The sequence below is a fragment of the Enterobacter sp. UPMP2060 genome (genome assembly GCF_053709655.1).
Genome location: NZ_JBSKJQ010000003.1, coordinates 1 through 21,245 on the forward strand (window position 1 = coordinate 1; position 21,245 = coordinate 21,245).

Sequence of the window (21,245 nt, forward strand, 5' to 3'; positions counted from 1 at the left end):
GTTGCCGTGAATGATCCACTCGGGGCGCAGCTCCACGCCCGCCTCTCGCAGACCTTGCTTAAACCCTTCCAGGCGGTCGCGCGTCGGAGAAAGGCGCGGCTGGCCGCCGAGGAAGTAGAATTCATCAGGGTGCTGGCGCGCAATGTCGGCCACCAGTTCCGCCGTTGGAGTAATCGAATCGGTGATGACCAGCGGCAGCGCGCTGTCGTTGATGTGGCGGTCAAACAGGACAACGGGCAGCTGCTCGCTCAGCTTGTGGTAGTCCGCATCGTTAAGCATGCTGGAGGCCACAATCAGCCCGTCAACCTGACGCGCCACCATGTTGTTCACCACCACCGTCTCCTGGCCCGGGTTTTCATCGCTGCAGGAGATCAGCAGCTGAACGCCCGCCTCGCGGCACAGCGTCTCAAGCTCGTGAGAAAACACGGCAAAACCGTAGTTGGTGATCTCCGGGACCACCAGACCAACGGTGTGGCTGCGGTTATCGCGCAGCGACCGGGCGTGAATGCTGGGCTGATAGTGGTGCTCTTTTGCAATCGCCAGCACGCGCTCGCGCGTCTCTTCCGCCACGCGAAGCTCTTTGCTGCGCCCGTTCAGGACCAGACTGGCGGTGGCTTTTGACACACCCGCCAGCTCCGCGATGTCTTTAATGGTGACGCGTTTTGTTTTTCTCACAACGACTTAGATCCGGCTGCCAAAACCCTCATTCTATCATGCAGGCGCGCAGCGACCAGTAGCGTAATGTGATATCGGACGCACCTTCGAATCGCACCCGGGCCGGATGGTCAGGAAAATAGCGGCTGCTCATCACCCCTTCACCGTGATTGATGAAGATTTCAACGCTGGAGCGGTCGCAGAGAACGCGTAAATGAGTGACGTCGCCCTGCCAGTAGCGGGTCAGCGTTTCACCGGTTTTCAGGCTCGCGCGTTCAAGACGTATACCCTGCTCATCGACCGTGAGGCGCAGCGCGCCGCCAAAATCGACATTCACCTGCGATGCGCTCAGCTCAAACTCCAGGCGCGTCGCGTCCAGGTCCGGCGCCTCGCTGGCGCGCCCCTGCCAGCGCTGCTCATCTTCACGCAGCGCCGCCAGCTCGCGCGCCGGAGTCTGCCAGAGCCTGCCGTCGCGATAGCGTAATTCGCGCGGGCAGGTCATCTGGTGCATCCAGCCGTGTGCCCGGGTTGGCTGAAACATCTCTTCCCCGTCCGGTACGCCCATCCAGCCGATCAGAATGCGTCGGCCGTCTTCCGCCAGCGTCGTTTGCGGAGCGTAAAACTCAAAGCCCGCGTCCAGCTCGTGCAGCTCGCCGTGATCGAACGCGGCGTTTGCATAGTCAAACGCACCGCTCATCCAGGTCGCCGGATAGGTGTTGAGATAGCGATGCGGCTCGCGCGCCAGCCCCTGCGGACAGCTAATCAGGATGTGCGTTCCGTCGAGGGCGAACAGGTCCGGACACTCCCACATATAACCCGCGTCCGTCAGGCCGTTGACGCCGTGACCGGCGATTTCCCCGCATGACGTCCAGGCGTGCAAATCGGCTGACTTAAACAGCAGCACCTTGCCGCGCTTTTGCAGATCCTGCGCGCCGAGCACCATGTACCACATCCCGTCGTGCTGCCACACCTTCGGGTCGCGCACGTGGCCGGTATAGCCTTCCGGCAGCGCCAGCACCGGCCCCAGCTTCGTAAAGGTCCCGTCCGGCTGTTCCACCGCCAGGCACTGCCAGGCGGTGCGGCTGCCGTCATCGAACTTGACGTTGCCGGTATAGCACAGTGTTAAAACGCCATCGTTATCCACGGCGCTACCGGAGTAGCAGCCGTTGCGGTCATACTCTTCATCCGGCATCAGCGCCAGCGGCTCGTGCTGCCAGTGCACCAGGTCCGCAGAGCTCCAGTGCCCCCAGCATTTAAACCGATGCTCGCAGTCCAGCGGGTTCCACTGATAGAACAGGTGGTAGCGGCCGGCAAACCAGATAAACCCGTTGGGATCGTTCATCAGCCCCGTCACCGGCGCGGGGTGCCACTGCGGATAGTGGCTATCCGCCAGCGCCCGCGGCTGGCCTTTCATAACGGCCTGCAGGATCGCAGGCCAGCGGGAAGGTAACGTCATTATTCAGAGTCCGTTTTATATTTCAGCAGCAGTGAGACGGTAAACGCCACGCCGAAGGCAATCACCATACCGATAATATAGTTGAGCAGCGAGCTGGCCTGCACGATGGCCATGCCCGGAATGGCGGTTAACCCAACGGCGGTCATGTAGACATGGACTGAGACCACCCAGGCCCCGCCCACCGCGCCGCCGATCAGCGCGGCGATAAACGGCTTAACAAAGCGCAGGTTGATACCAAAAATGGCCGCTTCGGTGATGCCCAGCATCGCAGAAAACGCCGACGGTAAGGTAATGGCTTTGATTTTGGCATCTTTGGTTTTGAACCACACCGCCAGACAGGCGCCGCCCTGCGCCACGTTCGCCATGGCCCAGATAGGCAGCAGGAAGTTAACGCCAATCGACGGATTACCCAGCAGCCCGGCTTCAATCGCGTGGAAGCTGTGGTGAATACCGGTGATCACAATCACCGAGTAAAGCCCGCCGAACAGCAGCCCGGCCAGCCAGCCCGCGTGTTCAATTAACGTGCTCAGGATAAAGGAGATGCCGTCGCCCAGCGCGCGCCCCGCCGGGCCGATAATCAGCAAGGCGATAAAGCCGGAGATAACGACGGTAAGGAACGGCGTCAGGATCAGGTCTAACGCGTCCGGGATCGCGCGGCGCAGGTTTTTCTCGACGATGCTCATAAACCAGACGGCCAGCAGCACCGGGAACACCGTGCCCTGATAGCCAATCATCGCAATCTCAAGGCCGAAGAAGTTCATGGTGTGGAAGCCGGAGGCCACGCCCCAGGCGTTGGTCAGCGCCGGGTGCGTCAGAATGCCGCCCAGCGTCGCGCCGAGATACGGGTTACCGCCAAATTCCCGCGCGGCGGTAAAGCCGATCAGAATAGGCAGAATGATAAACGCCGCGGAGCTGCACATGTCCAGCATGATGTAGATGGCGTTATCCGCATTGACCCAGCCGTAGGTTTTCACCATGCCGAGCAGGCCCATCAGCAGGCCGGATGCCACAATCGCGGGAATGATCGGGACAAAGATGTTGGAGAGCAGACGGGCAATGCGCTGGAACGGGTTCAGCTTGCGCGCCGCCAGATCCGCAGCCTCAGATTTACTGGATTCGCTAATCCCCGCCGCCTGAATAAACGCGGCGTAGACCTTGTTGACCACGCCCGTGCCAAAAATCACCTGCATCTGTCCGGCGTTACGAAAACAGCCTTTTACGCCGTCGACCTTGCCGATCGCCTGCTGATCCGCAAGCGCGTCATCGACCAGCACCAGACGTAGACGCGTTGCGCAGTGCGCCGCGCTGGCAATATTTTCCTTGCCACCGAGCAGCGGAATAAGCTCGCGGGCGATTTGATTAAAATCCATAGATACCTCTGCCTGACTTCTTTTTATGATGTGCGAAACGCTCCCGCAAAGCGGGAGCGTGATGGGTTAAAACCAGGTTTCCATCTGGACCCCAAAGTTCCATTCCCCGCCGGCGTTGAAGCCGCTGCTGCCAAAGGCATCATCGCTGGCGTAATGATCCAGTTTGCTGCTCCAGTCCATCCAGGTGGCAAACAGGCGCAGCTCCGGACGGCTGAAGAAATCGCCGATTTTGCTCGCTTTTAACGTCGGCGCAAAGGTCAGCTTGTAGAAACTGCCGTTGACGGCGTTGCGGTCCTTATAGCCTTCCGGATTTAAATCCATGTACTGATAGCTTCCCTCAAACGCCAGGGCGAAGTTCTGCGTCACTTCTTTAATCAGGCGGGTGTTAAGCGTCACCCACTCATAGCTGTCGCCCTTGACGTAGCGATCTTTACTGCTCTGCGCCAGTACGGCGGGCGCAACGCTCCAGCCGCCGCCGACTGGCGTGACACCGTAACTTGCGAAGCGCCAGGTATCCGCCTCAGACAGCAGCGCGCCGTCGGATCCGATGCTTTTCACTTCCGCACCCAGCCCGTGACCGTACAGCAGCGCCGTTTTGGCTGTCCCTTCCCGCAGGCCGTAGAAGCTCTCGTTGTGCAACCCGACCAGCGCATGAACGCCTGTATTGGCGGCGTCAGTTTTGATGAGATCGCCGTTGGTGTCTTTACGGTCGTCGTTATCCTTCGCCCGCAGGCCGCTCACCATCAGCTGGAACGGTCCGGCGAAGTGGTTCATGCTGAGAATATAGTTCTGAACGTTATTGTCGGTCTGCTCCACGCTGCCGAAGTTGCGGCCGTAGATGGAGAAGTTGCTGCGCAGCGACTCGTTCCATTTCACGTCGTAGACGCCGCCGCCGGTACCGGCCAGGAACACCACGTCGGAGTCCAGCCAGTGAATATCAAAGTTGTCGCGGTCGAAGCGTTTACCCGCCCAGAAGGTGCTGCCCTTCAGCGCGCCGGTAAAATCAGGCAGGTTGCCCAGCTCCGCGAAGGCCTGGCGAATATTAAGATCGCTGGTATCGGCTGACCAGTCGTTATAGGTCCGCTGACCGTCGGCCAGCATCGCTTTAAAGCGCGTGGTGGCGCCATTATCCAGAGTTTGCTTGTGCTCCAGGTTCAGCTCGACGTAGGTGTCGGCTTCGTTACCCAGACGCCCTACCGCGCCGCCGGTTTCTCCGGCCGGGGTCAGATAAGGACCGCTTTTGCTGCTGGAGGCCGCATCGTTCATCAGCAGACCCGAACGGGCGTAGCCGTGGAACTCAAATCCGCTGCTTTGATCCGCCTTCTTCTCCAGCGCGGTGGTGCGCTGCGCCACCGCCTGGGCTGTCGTTTGCGTCTGCTGCTGGGCGGCCACCAGCTGCTGCGTTTTTTGTTCCGCATCCGTGGCGCGTTTCTCAGCCACCTGCGCACGCGTTTCCGCAGCCTGGAGGCGCTGCTCCATCGCGGCAAGACGCGCTTCGATACTTGTCATATCCGTCTGGGCAAAAACAGAGGTACTTCCGGCCAGCATGCCTATCATCACGGCAAGTCTGCGTTTTTTATACATTTTGTCGCATCCCTAAAAGAAGTCATTAAACGTGCTAAATAGCTAAACCGGTTTAGGTTGCTGATACTAAACCTATGAATTTTGGATCGGCAATCTTTTTTGCTAAACTGTTTTAGTAAGTGTGATCGAGGCGACAATTCAGGCCGCCGGATGGCGGCCAGTGAAGGAGGGAATTACAGATCGTGCTGCCAGGGCAATGCGGTCATTGCCCCTTTGGCCGTGGTGGCTAATGCGCCGCAGCGCTGGGCTAAGGCGATGACCGGCGTCAGGTCCTGCCCGGCGGCCAGTCCGAAGAGCAGTCCGGCGACGAAGGCATCGCCCGCGCCGGTGGTATCGACACACTCGACGGGCGTTGCCGGATAGTGCTTCACTGCGCCGTCATGCCAGGCGATCACCCCCTCTTTTCCCTGGGTGACCAGCACCAGACGCGCCGGACAGCGCGCCATCAGCGCGTCCAGGCCGACGTTTACCTCTACATCTCCGGTTAGAAACGCCAGCTCTTCGACGGAGAGTTTCACCACGTCGGCACTCTGCAGGGCCTGCTCCAGGCAGCGACGCAGCGCGTTCTCATCCGGCCAGAGATCCGGGCGAATATTGGGGTCGAAGCTGACGTAACCGCCCGCCTCGCGAATAGCGGCCATCGCCTCAAACGTCGCAGAACGGCTCGGCTCTGCGCTTAATGCGATGGAACAGACGTGCAGCCACTCCCCGGCGCTGAACGTCGGCAGATCGGCGGATTCGAGAAACAGATCGGCGCTCGGGCGCACCATAAAGGTAAACGAGCGTTCGCCCTGGTCATCCAGATCGACCACCACCGTTGAGGTGCGGTGCGCCGGATCAAGGCGCATAGACTTCACGTCAACCTTTTCGTCAGCGAGAGTTTTCGCCATAAAGCGCCCGAAGGGATCGTCGCCAACCCTGCCGATAAAGGCGCTCTGGCCGCCCAGCCGGGCAATACCGACCGCAACGTTTGCCGGTGCGCCGCCGGGACACTGCAGCAATCTGCCTTCTCCATCGGGCAGCAAATCCACCACCGCATCGCCAAGTACCCAGATTTTTTTCATGTGATCCTCGTAGCTAAACCATGTTAAACCGTTTTAGCTATTTAAGCACAGGCAGGACGAAGGGGAAATAACGCGGGAGGAAAATTGGCTAACGCACCAGATGCGGCCAGTAAATATCACCGACGCCATTAAGCTGCGGGCGGGCAAACAGAAAGCCCTGGAAGCGGCGGATCCCGGCAGACTCGAGCCAGCACCACTCCTCTATCTTCTCGATTCCTTCGGCCACCAGGGTAATTTCGAGATCGGAGCAACAGCTGACGATGGAGCGCACAATCGCCTGCTTCGGGCCGCTGAGGTGGATATCGCTGACTATCTCCCGGTCGATTTTAATTTTATCCGGCTGGAAACGAGTCAGCAGCGAGAGACCGGCATAGCCGGAACCGAAATCATCGATCGCCAGGCCAATCCCCTCACCGCGAAGCTGCTTGATGGCGCTATTGAACTGGTTGAAGCCGGAGATCATCTCGTTTTCCGTCACTTCAATGACTACCTGCTCCGGCTGCAGCCCATGTTTTTTTATCTCGCTGACCAGGAATTCCACGGCGTTGGGAACATTCACCAGCGACATCGGCAGCAGGTTTACCGCAATCTTATGGCTACCAATGCCCAGCTTTTCCGCGAGAGCAAAGGCATACGCCTTCGTCTGGAGATCGACTTCGTAGATTTTGTCCGGGTCGAGGGTGCTGAAGAAATGCTCCGGGCTGCCGCCGTCGTTGCCGCGAATAAGGGCTTCAAGTGAACTGATCTTCCCTTCCGAGGGCTCAACAATGGGCTGGAGCGCAAACTGACAGGTTTGGTTGGCCATCAGCCCCAGGTGTTCGCCAAAGGGCAACGCCTCGGGTGAAAGCGTCCATTTTTCAGGTACGTAGCGTGCACCCGACAGGGCCGGACGTTTACCCGTGATAAACGTCTGGATAAATTTGAACACCCGGTCATCGGATGTGAGATAGCTGTCCAGCTTGCTGTAATTCAGAACCGACTGCAGCACCTCTTTCGGTGACTGCCTCTGCAGATCGAACAGCAGCATACCGACGTTTTCAAAGCGTCTGCGCGGGCCATAGTCCCGCATCAGCTCTACCACTACACTGTGACGCTTGTCGTCACGGATTCTATGGAACAGCTTAAGCACGCTCTCTTCCGCCCCTTCGAGTATTTGCAGCACGTCACTGCCTTTTGCAAGCAGAACCCCGGTGATATTCAGATTGGCATTGCGGATCCGGGCGCGCTCCACCAGTTCCCGCAGCTCGGTGGAGGGGCGGGATAAATTCAACTGGCTTCGGTAGATCAGAGTCGTCAGCACAAAAATGGGTTCCGATGAGAAAGAGAGGTGCCTTGAAGCTACTATTTAACATACTTAATCAATGCGACCTAACATATTCACACCGCAGGGGAACGTTACTTTTCCCCGCTGCCAATTCGGCTGTCTATCCTCTCCTGAATATAGTCGTAAAACGGGTTCGAGGTGACCCGCATAAGCGCCTCTTTCCCGACGCTCAACACGGAGGTTTCGCCCCAGAGCGCAATTGTCCCCAGGCTGATGCCGTAGCGGTTTTTCACTCCAGGCTCACGGCCATAGAGATCGTCATCCGGCGGGAACGGCACCGCAACGTGCGACAGGGAATAGACATCCTGCGGCCAGGCCTGCGCGAGCGGCACGACCGTCTCCCGGGTGCTGCCTGCCGGAGTGATTTTCGCCACCGTCGAGAAGCTGTGCTCGCTGGCATTGGTAATAATTGTGACACCGTAACGCCTCTGCACAACCGGCAGCAGCGCCGAGGTTGCCGTCCACGACGACGGTTTGAACAGCGGACGGAAGCTGGCTGCCTGATTGATGTCAAACACCACCAGCTCGCTGCCGTTTGCCGGAAGCTGGTCAAACAGGCCGGTCACCACCGCGCGGGTGCTGACCGTGGAATCCATGACCGACTGGAACGCCAGGATCGGCGGCAAATTCGCCAGCCTGTTCTCCCGCGCCTCGCGGCCGATTTGCTCCTGCAGGGCCTTCGTCAAAAGCCATGACTGGCGGGCGGCGTTCACCGGGAACGAGTTATATTTGTACGGGTTATATTCCGGAGAGATATTCAGCCACGCCGCTTTGGCAAACGCCGGCAGCAGCGCCGGTAACCCGGCGAAACCGGCAAAGCGCGCAAAGGCCGTCACGCCGATCATCGGTGAGAGCAGTATCACCTGCTGCGGTTTACGCAGCGCAGGCGCGTCCAGCGCATCGAGGGCGTATTTCATCGCCAGCGCCCCGCCGTTGGAGTAGCCCACCAGATGCAGAGGCGCAGCCTCGCCCGCCAGACGCGTGGCTTCCCGCACCGCAAGACGCGTTGCCGCGAGCCACATCTCCCAGTCGACGTCCGTCAGCGCGCCGGGCGCGGTGCCGTGCCCGGGCAGGCGCGGGACCACGGCCACAAAGCCGTGCTGTTGATAGTTCACGGCAAGCCGCCGGACGCTGTAGGGCGAGTCCGTCAGACCGTGCAGCAGCACTACCGCGCCGCGCGGCTTTCCGGCAGGCATCAGCACAAAGGAGCGGTTGGCATCGGGCGTAAACTGTCCCGGCCATACCAGGCTCTGGCGATAATAGCGGTTTAACGGCGTGCGTTCCTCGCCCTCTGTTTTCGCCGTCACCGTATTATCAAGATCGGCGAAAATGGCGTTTTCCCGGGCGATATACCGGGCAAAATCGGCGTTATCCATCTCGCGCACGGACATCTCATCGGCCCGCCAGGTATGCCACAGGTGCAGTTCCGGTCCCTTCTGCGAGAGATAGACCCGCACCGCCAGCAGGACGACCAGCACGATCCCTACGACCATCCCTATTTTCTTTGCAAGCGCCATCAGGCGCACGCTGACTCGCCAGGGCAGATTTGCCATGCCGGGATCCCTTTTATATTCACAGTACATCTATCTTATCAAAAATGTGAACGGACTGACGTATTCACCAAATTCATACCTGCCGCGTCAGACAGTGCACCAAAAGTGAACTACGCTGCACAAATGTTGATCATTGGTTAAACAAATATTGCATGAAGTTTACTGCACAGCGGGTTTCACCCGCCCTGTGAACATGGCACGCGTCATGCATTGTTAACCAGGTAACAAAAATTCGGCCATTGACAGCCTGTTAACAGCGAGGCGGTATGACGACGAAACCCGAGATGTTGAGCCGTATCGAAGCGACGTTCAGCCAGCTCACGCCCAGCGAAAAGCGGGTCGGAAGCTGGCTGCTGGCGCACGCCGCGCAAATCCCGTTTGAAACGGCTGAGAGCATCGGTCAGGCGAGCGGGACCAGCGGAATTACCGTCGGACGCTTCCTGCGCAAGCTGGGGTATCGCAACCTGGAAGATGCCAAAAAGAGCCTGCGCGATCCGTATCAGCCCTGGGGCATGAACGAGCGGCTGGACTCCTGGCAGCAGCAGCGCCCCCTTTCCAGCCGCCTTCAGCACGCCCTGTCGCTGGAAGTGGATGCCATCACGCAGGTGTACCAGCTGGCGCAAACGGACGCCTTCCGTCAGGTGGTGCACAACCTCGCCCACGCCGACGCGGTGTTCGTGCTGGGGATCCAGTCCACGCGCGGGATTGCCAACGCCTTCTTCAGCCACCTCGAGTACCTCCGCCCGCGCGTGAGCTATTCGGAGGGCGCTTCCGGCAGCTGGGTGGAATCCCTCAACTCGGGGTTTTCGCACCCGTACGTCGTGCTGACCGATACGCGCACCTACTCCGCGATGGCCCGCCAGTACTGCCGCGTCGCCAGCGAGAAAGGCATTCCGATGGCCTTAATCACCGACATCTGGTGCCCGTGGGCGCGGGATTACCCGATGGATTTACTGCAGGTGAAAACCGATACCGGTCACTTCTGGGATTCACTTGCCCCCGTGAGCTGTCTGTTCAACCTGCTGCTGTCGGGCGTGGTGGAGGCGCTGGGTGAGGCGCTCCCGGCGCGTCTGGCGGTAAACCGGCAATTACAACAAGAGTTTGGTCAATTCGAACGCTAAAGGAGCGGAGCTATGCCCGAAGAGAGTGAACTGATTGATGTGGCGAAGACGTTTCCCACGCTGCATATCGATCTGAAGTACGCCACCGCCGACAACATCACCGGCCATCCGATCTATCAGGAGGCGCTGTGCCTGCTGCATACCGACGCGGCCACCGCGCTGGCAAAAGCCATCAGCATTGCCTCGCTGGCCGGGCTGAAGCTGGTGGTGTACGACGCCTATCGGCCGCAGCAGGCGCAGGCTCAGCTGTGGGATGCCTGCCCTAACCCGGAATACGTGGTCGACGTGGCGATTGGCTCCAATCACAGCCGCGGTACGGCCATCGACGTCACCCTGATGGATGAACATAACGCCGTGCTGGATATGGGGGCCGGTTTTGACGAAATGCACGACCGCTCGCATCCGTATCACCCCTCCGTGCCGCCGCACGCCCAGCGCAACCGTCTGCTGTTGAACGCCATCATGTTCGGCGGTGGTTTTGTGGGTATCAGCAGCGAATGGTGGCACTTCGAACTGCCGAACGCCGCCAGCTACCCGCTGCTTGACGACCGTTTTGCCTGTTTTCCCCTGACGCACACTTCTCTCTAAACCTGGAGCACTGCCATGAAAACATCGCTTCTCTCGACGCTGATCGCCGCTACGCTGGCCCTGAGCGCACCGCTGGCGCTGGCTGCCGTCCCGAAAGATATGCTGGCGATCGGTAAAGCCGCCGACCCGCAAACGCTCGATCCTGCCATCACCATTGATAACAACGACTGGACCGTCACCTATCCGTCCTACCAGCGTCTGGTCAAGTACAAGCCAGGCTCTACCGAGGTGGAAGGCGATCTGTCGACGGGCTGGAAGGCGTCTGAAGACCAGAAAGAGTGGACCTTTACCCTGGCGGATAACGCGAAATTTTCCGACGGCACGCCGGTCACCGCCGAGGCGGTAAAGCTCTCCTTTGAGCGCCTGCTGAAGCTCGGCCAGGGGCCGTCTGAAGCCTTCCCGAAAGACCTGAAAATTGATGCCGTCGATGACCATACGGTGAAGTTCACCCTCAGCCAGCCGTTTGCGCCGTTCCTCTACACGCTGGCAAACGACGGGGCGTCCATCATTAACCCGGCGGTGCTGAAGGCCAACGCGGCAGACGATGCTCGCGGTTTTCTGGCGCAAAACACCGCCGGTTCCGGGCCGTTTATGCTGAAAAGCTGGCAGAAAGGCCAGCAGCTGATCCTGGTGCCTAACCCCCACTGGCAGGGTGAGAAGCCGCACTTTAAACGCGTATCGGTGAAAATTATCGGTGAGAGCGCCTCGCGCCGACTGCAGCTTTCCCGCGGCGATCTGGACATTGCCGACTCCCTGCCGGTCGACCAGCTTGCGGCCCTGAAGCAGGAAGGTAAAGTCGCCGTCGCAGAATACCCGTCCCTGCGCGTGACTTACCTCTATCTCAACAACAGCAAAGCGCCGCTCAATCAGGTGGATTTACGCCGGGCCATCTCCTGGGCTACGGATTACCAGGGGATGGTGAAAGGTATTCTGAGCGGCAACGGCAAGCAGATGCGCGGCCCGATCCCGGAAGGCATGTGGGGCTTTGACGCCACGGCAATGCAGTACAGCTTTGACGAGGCCAAAGCCAAAGCGGCGCTGGAGAAGGTCAAAGACAAACCCGCCAGCCTGACCTTCCTCTACTCGGACAACGATCCGAACTGGGAGCCTATCGCCCTCTCCACTCAGGCCAGCCTCGGCAAGATCGGCATTAGCGTCAAGCTGGAAAAACTGGCCAACGCCACCATGCGCGACCGCGTCGGAAAAGGCGATTACGACATTGCCATCGGCAACTGGAGCCCGGACTTTGCCGACCCGTACATGTTCATGAACTACTGGTTCGAATCGGACAAAAAAGGGCTGCCGGGCAACCGCTCGTTCTATGAGAACAAAGAGGTTGATTCGCTGCTGCAGGCCGCGCTGAAAACCACCGACCAGGCGGAACGCACCAAAGATTACCAGCAGGCGCAAAAGGTGGTTATCGACGAGGCGGCCTACGTTTATCTGTTTCAGAAAAACTACCAGCTGGCGATGAACAAAGAGGTCAAAGGCTTCACCTTTAATCCGATGCTCGAGCAGGTGTTCAACATCGCCACCATGAGCAAATAACGGTTCTCGCCGGGGGAAAGCGTATGACGTTCTGGAGCATAGTGCGCCAGCGCTGCTGGGGGTTAATCCTGGTGGTGGCCGGTGTCTGTATTATCACCTTTATTATTTCACACCTGATCCCCGGCGATCCGGCCCGTCTGCTGGCCGGCGACCGCGCCAGCGACGAAATCGTGCAGAACATCCGCCAGCAGCTAGGGCTGGACCAGCCCCTGTATGTTCAGTTTGGCCGCTACGTGGACGCTCTGGCGCACGGTGATTTAGGCACGTCCATCCGCACCGGACGCCCGGTAGCGGAAGACCTGAAGGCCTTTTTCCCCGCCACGCTGGAGCTGGCCTTTTGTTCTCTGCTGCTGGCGCTGGTCATCGGCGTGCCGCTGGGGATTTTGTCGGCGGTGTACCGCAACCGCTGGCTGGATCACCTGGTGCGTTTAATGGCGATGACCGGGATCTCCACGCCGGCCTTCTGGCTCGGGCTGGGCGTCATCGTGCTGTTCTACGGGCACCTGCAGATCCTGCCGGGCGGCGGCAGGCTGGACGACTGGCTCGATCCCCCGACGCACGTCACCGGATTTTATCTGCTGGACGCGCTGCTGGAGGGCAACGGTGAGGTGTTCTTCAACGCGCTTCAGCACCTGATTTTACCCTCGCTGACGCTGGCGTTTGTTCACCTGGGGATCGTGGCGCGCCAGGTCCGTTCGGCGATGCTGGAGCAGCTTAGCGAGGACTACATCCGCACCGCGCGCGCCAGCGGCCTGCCCGGCTGGTACATCGTCCTGCGCTACGCCCTGCCCAATGCGATGATCCCGTCCATTACCGTCCTCGGGCTGGCGCTGGGCGATCTGCTTTACGGCGCCGTGCTGACCGAAACCGTCTTTGCCTGGCCGGGCATGGGCGCCTGGGTGGTGACGTCAATTCAGGCGCTCGATTTCCCTGCCGTGATGGGCTTTGCCGTCGTCGTTTCGCTGGCCTACGTGCTGGTTAATCTGGTGGTCGATCTGCTTTACCTGTGGATTGACCCGCGAATCGGGCGCGGAGGTGCCGAATGATGTTAACGCAGGAAACGCCCGTCCCGGCTAAAACCGCCGGACAACGCATCAACTGGGCAAAGCTGTTCTGGATGCTGCGTCAAAGCCCGCTCACGATCGTTGGCGGCGTCATTATGATTGCGATGCTCTTTCTGATGGTGGCCTCACCGTGGATTGTGCCGCATGACCCGAACGCGCTGGATCTGACCGCCCGCCTGCAGGCGCCTTCTGCGCAACACTGGTTTGGTACCGATGAGGTAGGACGCGACCTGTTCAGCCGCGTGCTGACGGGCAGCCAGCAGTCGATTACCGCCGGGCTGGCGGTCGTGGTGATTGCGGGCGGTATTGGCTCGCTGCTGGGCTGTTTGTCCGGCGTGCTGGGCGGGCGCGGCGACGCCATCATCATGCGGGTGATGGACATTATGCTCTCCATTCCCTCCCTGGTGCTGACTATGGCGCTGGCCGCCGCGCTCGGTCCGAGCCTGTTTAACGCCATGCTGGCGATTGCGATTGTCCGCATCCCGTTTTACGTCCGCCTGGCGCGCGGGCAAACCCTGGTGGTGCGCCAGTTTACCTACGTCCAGGCCGCCCGCACCTTTGGCGCGTCCCGCTGGCATTTGATCCGCTGGCATATCCTGCGCAACGCCCTGCCGCCGCTGATTGTGCAGGCTTCGCTGGATATCGGCAGCGCCATTCTGATGGCCGCCACGCTGGGGTTTATTGGCCTGGGCGCGCAGCAGCCCACCGCCGAATGGGGCGCGATGGTGGCCGTGGGCCGTAACTACGTGCTGGACCAGTGGTGGTACTGCGCCTTTCCCGGTGCGGCGATTTTGATTACCGCCGTGGGCTTTAACCTGTTTGGCGACGGTATCCGCGATCTGCTGGATCCGAAATCGGGAGGAAAACAGTGATGACCGAACCGGTATTACGTATTGAAGACCTGCACCTGAGCTTCCCGGTTTTTCGCGGTGAGGTCCACGCGCTGAACCACGTCTCGCTGGAGATCGGCAGGGGCGAAATCGTCGGCGTGGTGGGCGAGTCGGGATCGGGCAAATCCGTGACCGCCATGCTCGCCATGCGGCTGCTGCCGGAAGGGAGCTACCGCATTCATCACGGTCAGGTGAAGTTACTCGGCGAAAACGTCCTGACGGCGTCCGAGAAACAGCTTCGCCAGTGGCGCGGTGCACGAGTGGCGATGATTTTTCAGGAGCCCATGACCGCCCTCAACCCGACGCGGCGGATTGGCAAACAGATGGTGGAGGTGATCCGCCAGCATCAGCCTCTTTCGCGGCGCGAGGCGCAGCAGAAGGCGATTACCCTGCTGGAAGAGATGCAAATCCCGGACGCGAAGCAGGTCATGGAGCGTTATCCGTTTGAACTGTCCGGCGGCATGCGCCAGCGGGTGATGATCGCCCTTGCCTTCTCCTGCGAGCCGGAGCTGATCGTCGCCGACGAACCGACCACCGCGCTGGACGTTACCGTCCAGCTCCAGGTGCTGCGCCTGCTGAAGCATAAGGCGCGGGCCAGCGGGACCTCGGTGCTGTTTATCAGCCATGATATGGCCGTGGTGTCGCAGCTTTGCGACAGAATGTACGTGATGTATGCCGGGAGCGTGATCGAGAGCGGTGCCACGCAAACGCTGATCCACCGACCCGTGCATCCCTACTCCATCGGCCTGCTGCGGTGCGCACCGGAAAACGGCCAGCCGCGCGACCTGCTTCCCGCCATCCCCGGCACGGTGCCCAACCTCAGCCAGCTTCCGCAGGGTTGCGCCTTCCGCGAGCGCTGCTTTGCCGCCGGGGCGAAATGCAGCGAAACGCCGCGCTTAGCGCCCAGTGGCGCAGAAGGCCAACAGGCCGCCTGCTGGTATCCGCAACGGGAGAAACACCATGTCTGATGTACTGCTGGAACTGGATAGCGTGCACGTGAACTTTGCGGCGCGCAAAAACTGGCTGGGCCGCGTAACGGAACAGGTCCATGCCCTCAACGGGCTCGATCTCCAGATCCGTCGCGGGGAAACGCTGGGCATTGTCGGTGAGTCCGGCTGCGGGAAAAGCACGCTGGCCCAGCTGCTGATGGGCATGCTTAAGCCCAGCACCGGCGCGTGTCAGCGGGCGCACCACGCGGGCGGCATGCAGATGGTGTTTCAGGATCCGCTCTCCTCGCTCGACCCGCGATTGCCGGTCTGGCGCATCATCACCGAGCCGGTGTGGGTGCAAAAACGCAGCAGCGAGCGCGAACGCCGCCAGCTGGCAGAAAACCTGGCGCTGCAGGTTGGCATTCGCCCGGAATATCTCGACAGGCTTCCGCACGCCTTCTCCGGCGGGCAGCGCCAGCGCATTGCCATCGCCCGGGCGCTGTCGTCCGACCCCGATATTATCGTGCTTGATGAACCCACCAGCGCGCTGGATATCTCCGTGCAGGCGCAAATCCTCAACCTGCTGGTGAACCTGCAGCAGCAGCGTAATCTGACCTACGTGTTAATTTCGCATAACGTCTCGGTGGTCAGACACATGAGCGACCGGGTGGCGGTGATGTACCTCGGGCAGATTGTGGAGCTGGGCAGCGCCGCGCAGGTGCTTGGCGAGCCGCGCCATCCCTATACCCGTCTGCTGCTCGACTCGGTTCCCCGCACCGGTGAACCGCTCGATGAAAATCTGGCGTTACGCAAAACGGAGCTTCCCGGCAATCGTCATCTGCCCGAAGGCTGTTTTTTCCGCGACCGTTGTCCGATGGCAGCGCAGGGGTGTGAACGTCCCCAGCCGCTACAGCCCTCACGCGAGGGCCGTAACGTGCGTTGCTGGCGCAGTCTGGATTAGATTTGCGCCATCCCGCCGTCCACAAACAGCTCGGTGGCGTTAATAAAGCTGGCCGCGTCGGAGGCCAGAAACGCCACCGCTTTCCCCACCTCACCCGGCGCGCCTAAGCGGCCGAGCGGTACCTGCGCGGCCAGCGCGTCGTACAGCCCCTGACGATGTTCTTCCGGCACCAGATCGCCGAGACCTGGCGTTTTGATCGGGCCCGGGCTCACCACGTTGACGCGGATCCCGCGGCCCTGCAAATCCAGCGCCCAGGAGCGGGCAAAGTTGCGCACGGCGGCCTTGCTGGCGCTGTAGACGCTGAAGTTGGCCGTCCCTTTAATGGACACCGTCGAGCCGGTCAGAATAATCGACGATCCGGCGGACAGCAGCGGCAGCGCCTTCTGCACCGTGAACAGCACTCCGCGGACGTTGGTGCCAAAAATCCGGTCAAACTGCTCTTCGGTGATCGCGCCCAGCGGCAGCATATCGCCGCCACCCGCATTGGCGAACAGGATATCAAGACGGCCTTCTTCTTTGGCTATCCGGGCATAAACCTCATCCAGATCGGCAAGCTTTGAGGCGTCCGCGCGAATGCCCACTGCGGTTGAAGCAATTTCCGCCACCGACGCGTCCAGCTCGGCCTGACGACGACCGGTGATGTAGACCTTCGCGCCCTGCGCCGCCAGCTCCTGCGCCGTGGCAAGACCAATACCGGTGCTGCCGCCGGTGACCAGTGCAATTTTTCCTGAAAGAGTCGTGTTCATGTCATTTACCTTTTGTTGGGTTTGCGTTGGACAAACTTTAGCCCTTGCGGCATTAGTGAAAAACGGGCAAAAATGAAAATGACTATTCACAAACAGAAATAATCCGAGGTCATCATGGACCAGCTCATGGCGATGCGCGCCTTTACGCGGGTCGTGGAGTCAGGCAGTTTTACCCGCGCGGCGGACTCGCTGAATATGCCGATCGCCACGCTGAGCAAGCTGGTTAAATCGCTAGAGTCGCACCTGGAGATACGCCTTCTGCACCGCACCACTCGCCGGGTGGTCGCGACGCCTGAAGGGATGGAATACTATGAAAAAGCGCTCAGGGTGCTGATTGATATCGAAGATATCGACACCTCGTTTCGCGTTTCCCGCGCGACGCCAAAAGGGCATTTGCGGGTTGACGTGGGCGGATCCACCGCCCGGGACGTGCTCATCCCCCTGCTTCCGGAATTTATGCAGCGCTACCCGGAGATCCGCATCGACTTAGGCGTGGCCGACCGGCCGGTCGATCTCATCAGCGGTAACGTAGACTGCGTGATCCGCGGCGGTCCACTGGACGACTCGACCCTCATCGCCCGTCATCTCGGTAACGCCGAAATGGTCACCTGCGCGACGCCGGGTTACCTGAAAAATCATGGCGTCCCGGCCTATCCGCAGGAGCTGCGCAACGGCCACAAGCTGATTAGCTATCTCTCGCCCGTCACCGGACGGCCGTTTCCGTTTCGCTTCCGGCAGAACGGCGAGGCGCTTGAAATCAACATTCCGCACTATCTCGGCGTCAATGAAAGTAATGCCCATCTGGCAGCTGCCGCGGCGGGGCTGGGGATCGTTCAGACCTTTGAGTATTCGGCAAAGTCGTATTTACAGGCGGGCACGCTGGCGGCGATCCTGGGCGACTGGCGCCCTGCCGCGTATCCGTTTCATGTAGTTTACCCGCAGAACCGGCATTTGACGCACAGACTGAAGGTATTTATCGCCTGGCTGGCGGAGGTGTTCCCCGCCGCGCTGAAGGGGTAGCCGGGCGCGAACCCGGCTGTGGCTTAATTGAGCTTATAGTCCAGCGTAATCTCAGCTTTCAGGAGCTGCGAGACCGGACAGCCGGCTTTTGCTTTCTGAATAATGCCGTCGAACTGCTGCGGGGCGATGCCGGGAACGGTCACCTTGCTTTTCAGGGCAACCTTAGTGATGGCAAAGCCGCCGTCGGTTTTATCCAGAGAGACGTCCGCGGTGGTATCAATGGAATCGGCGGTATAGCCCGCTTCGCCGAGCATCAGCGACAGCGCCATTGAGAAGCAGGCCGCATGTGCCGCGCCAATCAGCTCTTCGGGGTTGGTCCCCTTTTCGCCCTCAAAGCGGGTATTGAAACCATAAGGCTGCTGATTGAGAACGCCGCTCTCGGTGGAAACCGTTCCTTTTCCGCGCTTAATGTCGCCAGACCAGTGTGCCGAACCGTGCTTATGAATAGTCATTCTTGCTCTCCTTTTGGCTTACAAAGGGTTAAGTATAGACTACGCATCTGACCCACCCTGGAACACAGACAATTCCAGGACTTTCACCTGCTGTACCGACAAAAAGGATAATGATATGGCGCTAAAAATCAGGATGGCCGTTGCCGTAACCACGCTGGCTCTGTCGCTCTCTTCACTGGCGAAAACGCCGGAGAACTTTATCTATACCAGCTCGGGCGATCTCGACGCGGCGTTCCCGCTTGTTGCGCGAAGCGATATCGGCGGCGTGCAGATCGTTTACAACTGGCGCCTGCTGGAACCCGAGAAGGACAGCTATGACTTCTCGCGGATTGAACAGGATCTGGCGCGCGTTAAGGCCGCCGGAAAAAAACTCTTTATTCAAATCCAGGATCGTTTCTTTGAGCCGGACGCCCGCTACGTTCCGGACTATCTGATGCGCGACACGCATTACGGTGGCGGGATTGCGCCGCAGTTCGATAACCCCGGCGAAGGCAAGCCGGTCGGTTCAGGGTGGGTGGCGCGTCAGTGGGATCCCCCCGTGCGCCAGCGCTACCAGGCGCTGCTGGCCGCCCTCGCGAAACGCTTTGATGGCGAGGTGTACGGGGTAAACCTGCCCGAAACCGCCATTGATATCGACGAAAAAAATCCGCCCGTCGGGTTTACCTGCGACAGCTATTTCGCGGGTGAAATGGAAAACCTGGCCTTTGCGCGAAAGGCTTTTCAGAAATCACACGTGGTGCAGTACGTGAACTTCTGGCCGTGCGAATGGGATAACGACCACAACTACATGGGGCGTCTGTTTGCGTATGCCAGCGCCAACAACGTCGGCCTGGGTGGGCCGGACATTGTTCCCAACCGCAAGGCACACATGAAGAATGCCTATCCCTTCTTCCATAAAAATAAACAGACGCTGCCGCTCATCGCCATGGCGGTTCAGGAGCCGACCCTGACCTATAAGGATCCTCAGACCGGAAAACCGTTCACCAAAGCGGAATTTGTCCGCTTCGGCGAAAGTTATCTCGGTGCCGATATTATTTTCTGGAGCACGACGTCTCCCTGGCTAAAGGCGAAGTAATCCTTTCTTATGCCAGGTAGCGCGACAGTTCGTCAAGGAACACGCGCAGCGCGGCAGGCTGGTATTCCCAGGACTGATAAATGCCATGGATGGCAAGCGGTTTCGGCTCAAGCGCCTCCAGTACCGGCACCAGCAATCCCTGTTCCAGCGCGGCAGACGCTTCGCGCTCCGGCAGCATGGCGATACCGCAGTGCTTAATCGCCGCGTCCATCAACAGCGAAGAGATGCTGGCGCTCAGGTTGCCGCTGACGGCCACGCTCAGGCTTTCCCCTTCCGGCGTCACGAAGTGCCAGGACTGCCCGGCAAAAAAGCTGTAGTGCAGACAGTTGTGCTGCGCTAATTCTTCAGGGCTGACGGGGATACCGTGCTGTGCCAGGTACTCCGGCGAGGCGCAAAGCACCGAGCGACACTCCCCCAGCCGGCGGGCAATCATGCCGGGTTCGGGGTTGTCGGTAATGCGCACGGCGACGTCAATGCGCTCTCCCACCAGGCTGACCGGGTGGTTATTCACGTCCAGCTCGATGCGCAGCTGCGGGTAGCGCGAGAGCAGCTCAGGCAGGACCGGCGCAATCAGGTGCATGGCGGTAAAATGGGCGCAGGCCACCCGCAGCGTGCCGGACGGCAGATCTTTCTCCGACTGGCCTTCGATTTCCTGCGAAATCTGCGAGAGCGTCCGCGTTTTTTGCAGCACCTTTTCCCCTGCCGCGGTCAGCGTCAGCTTGCGCGTGGAGCGGTTTACCAGCCGCGTTCCCGCCCACTTCTCCATTTGTTCAAGGTAGCGGCTCACCATCGGTCGGGAAATGCCCAACGCGCGGGCCGCCGCGCTCAGACTGCCCAGCTCGCATATCCGGTTGTAGACCTGAGCGGCGATAACGCGATCCATATAAGCTCCATTTGCTCGATTTATGAAACTAAGCATGTCTTGTTTCAGGAATTCTGGCAAATGCGAATATCCGTACAATAGAGACATTCCTGAACAACAGAGACAACAGCATGAAATTCACTCACCTTGCCCTGCTTTCCACCCTTTTCACTCCAGCTGTTTTTGCCGCACCGTTAACCATTGATACCTATAACCCGCAGGAAAAAGGCATTTTCCCGGTCTCCTCCACGCTGGTTTCCGGCCCGAAAGAGGCGGTGCTGTTTGACGCGCAGTTCAGCGTGAAGGATGGCGAAGCGCTGGTAGAAAAAATTCGCCGCAGCGGTAAAACCCTGAACAAGATTGTGATCACCTCCGGCGATCCGGATTTCTTTTTTGGCCTGCAGCCGCTGGTCAAAGCCTTCCCGAATGCCAAAGTGGTGGCCACACAGCATGTGGTTGACCATATTAAAGCCACCAAAAACGCCAAGCTCGCCTTCTGGGGGCCGCAGATGAAGGACGGCGCGCCAACGGAGCTGGTTGTCCCGCAGGTGCTTGCCTCAACCACGTTCATGGTTGACGGGGAAAAGGTCGATATCGAGCAGCCAGACAGCTACGCGGCCTATGTGTGGATCCCGTCGGCAAAAACGATCCTCGGCGGCACCGGGGTAGCCTGGGGTATTCACGTCTGGACGGCAGACACCCAGACGCCGGAAAGCCGCAAGCAGTGGCAGGAAACGCTGGAGAATATGGCCGCGCACAAACCTGAGCGCGTGATCCCGGGCCACTACCTGGGCACCCCGCCAGCGGGCACTGGCGCGATTGAGTTTACCCGCGACTATCTGCAGCGCTTTGAAAAGGCTTTAGCCGCGCATAAAGATTCCGCAGGCGTTATCAGTACCCTGAAAAAACAGTATCCGGGCCTGGCGGATGAAAGCTCGCTGGAATTAAGCGCCAAAGTGAATACTGGCGAAATGAAGTGGTAAT

At 59.8% G+C, this 21,245-nt stretch carries 20 protein-coding genes; 10 read left to right on the forward strand and 10 right to left on the reverse strand.

Going from position 1 to position 21,245, the window contains the following annotated elements; translation table 11 throughout:
- From ACWKXN_RS08925 to ACWKXN_RS08955, 7 genes are all read right to left on the reverse strand, one after another.
- Positions 1 to 675 (reverse strand): LacI family DNA-binding transcriptional regulator (locus tag ACWKXN_RS08925; RefSeq protein WP_454543661.1); only part of this gene is annotated, 675 nt, incomplete at its 3' end.
- A 28-nt stretch (positions 676 to 703) separates the two neighbouring features.
- Entirely contained in the window at positions 704 to 2,110 is a 1,407-nt protein-coding gene (locus ACWKXN_RS08930; RefSeq protein ID WP_454543662.1) for a sucrose-6-phosphate hydrolase, read from the reverse strand.
- Positions 2,110 to 3,480, reverse strand: a complete 1,371-nt coding sequence (locus ACWKXN_RS08935) for a sucrose-specific PTS transporter subunit IIBC (protein ID WP_048974816.1) — start codon at positions 3,478 to 3,480, stop codon at positions 2,110 to 2,112. The genes ACWKXN_RS08930 and ACWKXN_RS08935 overlap by 1 nt, the downstream gene beginning before the upstream one ends.
- Positions 3,481 to 3,546: 66 nt before the next feature.
- Entirely contained in the window at positions 3,547 to 5,064 is a 1,518-nt protein-coding gene (locus ACWKXN_RS08940) for a carbohydrate porin (protein ID WP_167818580.1), read from the reverse strand.
- A gap of 173 nt (positions 5,065 to 5,237) precedes the next feature.
- Complete coding sequence (locus ACWKXN_RS08945; protein ID WP_454543663.1) at positions 5,238 to 6,128, reverse strand: aminoimidazole riboside kinase; 891 nt, start codon at positions 6,126 to 6,128, stop codon at positions 5,238 to 5,240.
- 88 nt (positions 6,129 to 6,216) lie between these two features.
- The gene (locus tag ACWKXN_RS08950; RefSeq protein WP_454543664.1) at positions 6,217 to 7,428 is read right to left on the reverse strand and encodes a diguanylate phosphodiesterase; all 1,212 of its coding nucleotides are present in this window, start codon (positions 7,426 to 7,428) and stop codon (positions 6,217 to 6,219) included.
- A 95-nt stretch (positions 7,429 to 7,523) separates the two neighbouring features.
- The gene (locus ACWKXN_RS08955; protein WP_454543665.1) at positions 7,524 to 9,005 is read right to left on the reverse strand and encodes an alpha/beta hydrolase; all 1,482 of its coding nucleotides are present in this window, start codon (positions 9,003 to 9,005) and stop codon (positions 7,524 to 7,526) included.
- 266 nt (positions 9,006 to 9,271) lie between these two features.
- On the opposite strand from ACWKXN_RS08955, the gene ACWKXN_RS08960 reads away from it, so the two are divergent.
- Genes ACWKXN_RS08960 through ACWKXN_RS08990 form a run of 7 tightly spaced genes read left to right on the forward strand, consistent with a single transcriptional unit; the run spans position 9,272 to position 16,106 of the window.
- Positions 9,272 to 10,126 (forward strand): MurR/RpiR family transcriptional regulator, encoded by an 855-nt coding sequence (locus ACWKXN_RS08960; protein ID WP_039262804.1) that lies wholly within the window; start codon positions 9,272 to 9,274, stop codon positions 10,124 to 10,126.
- Between the two features lie 12 nt (positions 10,127 to 10,138).
- Positions 10,139 to 10,714: a D-alanyl-D-alanine dipeptidase gene (gene ddpX, locus ACWKXN_RS08965; protein WP_048981295.1), complete on the forward strand. Its 576-nt coding sequence runs from the start codon at positions 10,139 to 10,141 to the stop codon at positions 10,712 to 10,714.
- A 15-nt stretch (positions 10,715 to 10,729) separates the two neighbouring features.
- Positions 10,730 to 12,262: an ABC transporter substrate-binding protein gene (locus ACWKXN_RS08970; protein ID WP_039262806.1), complete on the forward strand. Its 1,533-nt coding sequence runs from the start codon at positions 10,730 to 10,732 to the stop codon at positions 12,260 to 12,262.
- Positions 12,263 to 12,285: 23 nt separating this feature from the next.
- Positions 12,286 to 13,308: an ABC transporter permease gene (locus tag ACWKXN_RS08975; protein WP_033145620.1), complete on the forward strand. Its 1,023-nt coding sequence runs from the start codon at positions 12,286 to 12,288 to the stop codon at positions 13,306 to 13,308.
- A complete protein-coding gene (ddpC, locus tag ACWKXN_RS08980; protein ID WP_094935015.1) occupies positions 13,305 to 14,198 on the forward strand; it encodes a D,D-dipeptide ABC transporter permease in 894 nt (297 codons plus the stop codon). The genes ACWKXN_RS08975 and ddpC overlap by 4 nt, the downstream gene beginning before the upstream one ends.
- A complete protein-coding gene (locus tag ACWKXN_RS08985) occupies positions 14,198 to 15,184 on the forward strand; it encodes an ABC transporter ATP-binding protein (RefSeq protein ID WP_454543666.1) in 987 nt (328 codons plus the stop codon). The genes ddpC and ACWKXN_RS08985 overlap by 1 nt, the downstream gene beginning before the upstream one ends.
- Positions 15,177 to 16,106, forward strand: a complete 930-nt coding sequence (locus ACWKXN_RS08990) for an oligopeptide/dipeptide ABC transporter ATP-binding protein (RefSeq protein WP_182383603.1) — start codon at positions 15,177 to 15,179, stop codon at positions 16,104 to 16,106. Before ACWKXN_RS08985 ends, ACWKXN_RS08990 begins: the two co-directional genes overlap by 8 nt.
- Here ACWKXN_RS08990 and ACWKXN_RS08995 read toward each other — a convergent pair.
- A complete protein-coding gene (locus ACWKXN_RS08995; RefSeq protein ID WP_454543667.1) occupies positions 16,103 to 16,852 on the reverse strand; it encodes an SDR family NAD(P)-dependent oxidoreductase in 750 nt (249 codons plus the stop codon). The two genes, ACWKXN_RS08990 and ACWKXN_RS08995, sit on opposite strands and share 4 nt — an antisense overlap.
- A 114-nt stretch (positions 16,853 to 16,966) precedes the next feature.
- Between ACWKXN_RS08995 and ACWKXN_RS09000 the strand changes: the two genes are divergently transcribed.
- Positions 16,967 to 17,872, forward strand: a complete 906-nt coding sequence (locus ACWKXN_RS09000; protein WP_047060930.1) for a LysR family transcriptional regulator — start codon at positions 16,967 to 16,969, stop codon at positions 17,870 to 17,872.
- A gap of 23 nt (positions 17,873 to 17,895) precedes the next feature.
- Here the strand turns inward: ACWKXN_RS09000 and ACWKXN_RS09005 are convergent, their stop codons facing one another.
- A complete protein-coding gene (locus ACWKXN_RS09005; protein WP_023311893.1) occupies positions 17,896 to 18,324 on the reverse strand; it encodes an OsmC family protein in 429 nt (142 codons plus the stop codon).
- Positions 18,325 to 18,439: 115 nt separating this feature from the next.
- On the opposite strand from ACWKXN_RS09005, the gene ACWKXN_RS09010 reads away from it, so the two are divergent.
- On the forward strand, positions 18,440 to 19,399 hold the full coding sequence (locus ACWKXN_RS09010) for a hypothetical protein (protein ID WP_454543668.1): 960 nt from the start codon (positions 18,440 to 18,442) through the stop codon (positions 19,397 to 19,399).
- A 7-nt stretch (positions 19,400 to 19,406) separates the two neighbouring features.
- Here the strand turns inward: ACWKXN_RS09010 and ACWKXN_RS09015 are convergent, their stop codons facing one another.
- Positions 19,407 to 20,282: a LysR family transcriptional regulator gene (locus ACWKXN_RS09015; RefSeq protein ID WP_454543669.1), complete on the reverse strand. Its 876-nt coding sequence runs from the start codon at positions 20,280 to 20,282 to the stop codon at positions 19,407 to 19,409.
- Between the two features lie 110 nt (positions 20,283 to 20,392).
- Between ACWKXN_RS09015 and ACWKXN_RS09020 the strand changes: the two genes are divergently transcribed.
- Entirely contained in the window at positions 20,393 to 21,244 is an 852-nt protein-coding gene (locus ACWKXN_RS09020; protein ID WP_454543670.1) for a Vmh family MBL fold metallo-hydrolase, read from the forward strand.
- Position 21,245 lies beyond the last annotated feature (1 nt).

What these genes read in the sequence shown, in the direction of transcription:
- ACWKXN_RS08930 (WP_454543662.1), bottom strand. Translation starts at nt 2,110, where the DNA reads ATGACGTTACCTTCCCGCTGGCCTGCGATCCTGCAGGCCGTTATGAAA.
- ACWKXN_RS08935 (WP_048974816.1), bottom strand. Translation starts at nt 3,480, where the DNA reads ATGGATTTTAATCAAATCGCCCGCGAGCTTATTCCGCTGCTCGGTGGC.
- ACWKXN_RS08940 (WP_167818580.1), bottom strand. Translation starts at nt 5,064, where the DNA reads ATGTATAAAAAACGCAGACTTGCCGTGATGATAGGCATGCTGGCCGGA.
- ACWKXN_RS08945 (WP_454543663.1), bottom strand. Translation starts at nt 6,128, where the DNA reads ATGAAAAAAATCTGGGTACTTGGCGATGCGGTGGTGGATTTGCTGCCC.
- ACWKXN_RS08955 (WP_454543665.1), bottom strand. Translation starts at nt 9,005, where the DNA reads ATGGCAAATCTGCCCTGGCGAGTCAGCGTGCGCCTGATGGCGCTTGCA.
- ACWKXN_RS08960 (WP_039262804.1), top strand. Translation starts at nt 9,272, where the DNA reads ATGACGACGAAACCCGAGATGTTGAGCCGTATCGAAGCGACGTTCAGC.
- ddpX (WP_048981295.1), top strand. Translation starts at nt 10,139, where the DNA reads ATGCCCGAAGAGAGTGAACTGATTGATGTGGCGAAGACGTTTCCCACG.
- ACWKXN_RS08970 (WP_039262806.1), top strand. Translation starts at nt 10,730, where the DNA reads ATGAAAACATCGCTTCTCTCGACGCTGATCGCCGCTACGCTGGCCCTG.
- ACWKXN_RS08975 (WP_033145620.1), top strand. Translation starts at nt 12,286, where the DNA reads ATGACGTTCTGGAGCATAGTGCGCCAGCGCTGCTGGGGGTTAATCCTG.
- ddpC (WP_094935015.1), top strand. Translation starts at nt 13,305, where the DNA reads ATGATGTTAACGCAGGAAACGCCCGTCCCGGCTAAAACCGCCGGACAA.
- ACWKXN_RS08985 (WP_454543666.1), top strand. Translation starts at nt 14,198, where the DNA reads ATGACCGAACCGGTATTACGTATTGAAGACCTGCACCTGAGCTTCCCG.
- ACWKXN_RS08990 (WP_182383603.1), top strand. Translation starts at nt 15,177, where the DNA reads ATGTCTGATGTACTGCTGGAACTGGATAGCGTGCACGTGAACTTTGCG.
- ACWKXN_RS08995 (WP_454543667.1), bottom strand. Translation starts at nt 16,852, where the DNA reads ATGAACACGACTCTTTCAGGAAAAATTGCACTGGTCACCGGCGGCAGC.
- ACWKXN_RS09000 (WP_047060930.1), top strand. Translation starts at nt 16,967, where the DNA reads ATGGACCAGCTCATGGCGATGCGCGCCTTTACGCGGGTCGTGGAGTCA.
- ACWKXN_RS09005 (WP_023311893.1), bottom strand. Translation starts at nt 18,324, where the DNA reads ATGACTATTCATAAGCACGGTTCGGCACACTGGTCTGGCGACATTAAG.
- ACWKXN_RS09010 (WP_454543668.1), top strand. Translation starts at nt 18,440, where the DNA reads ATGGCGCTAAAAATCAGGATGGCCGTTGCCGTAACCACGCTGGCTCTG.
- ACWKXN_RS09015 (WP_454543669.1), bottom strand. Translation starts at nt 20,282, where the DNA reads ATGGATCGCGTTATCGCCGCTCAGGTCTACAACCGGATATGCGAGCTG.
- ACWKXN_RS09020 (WP_454543670.1), top strand. Translation starts at nt 20,393, where the DNA reads ATGAAATTCACTCACCTTGCCCTGCTTTCCACCCTTTTCACTCCAGCT.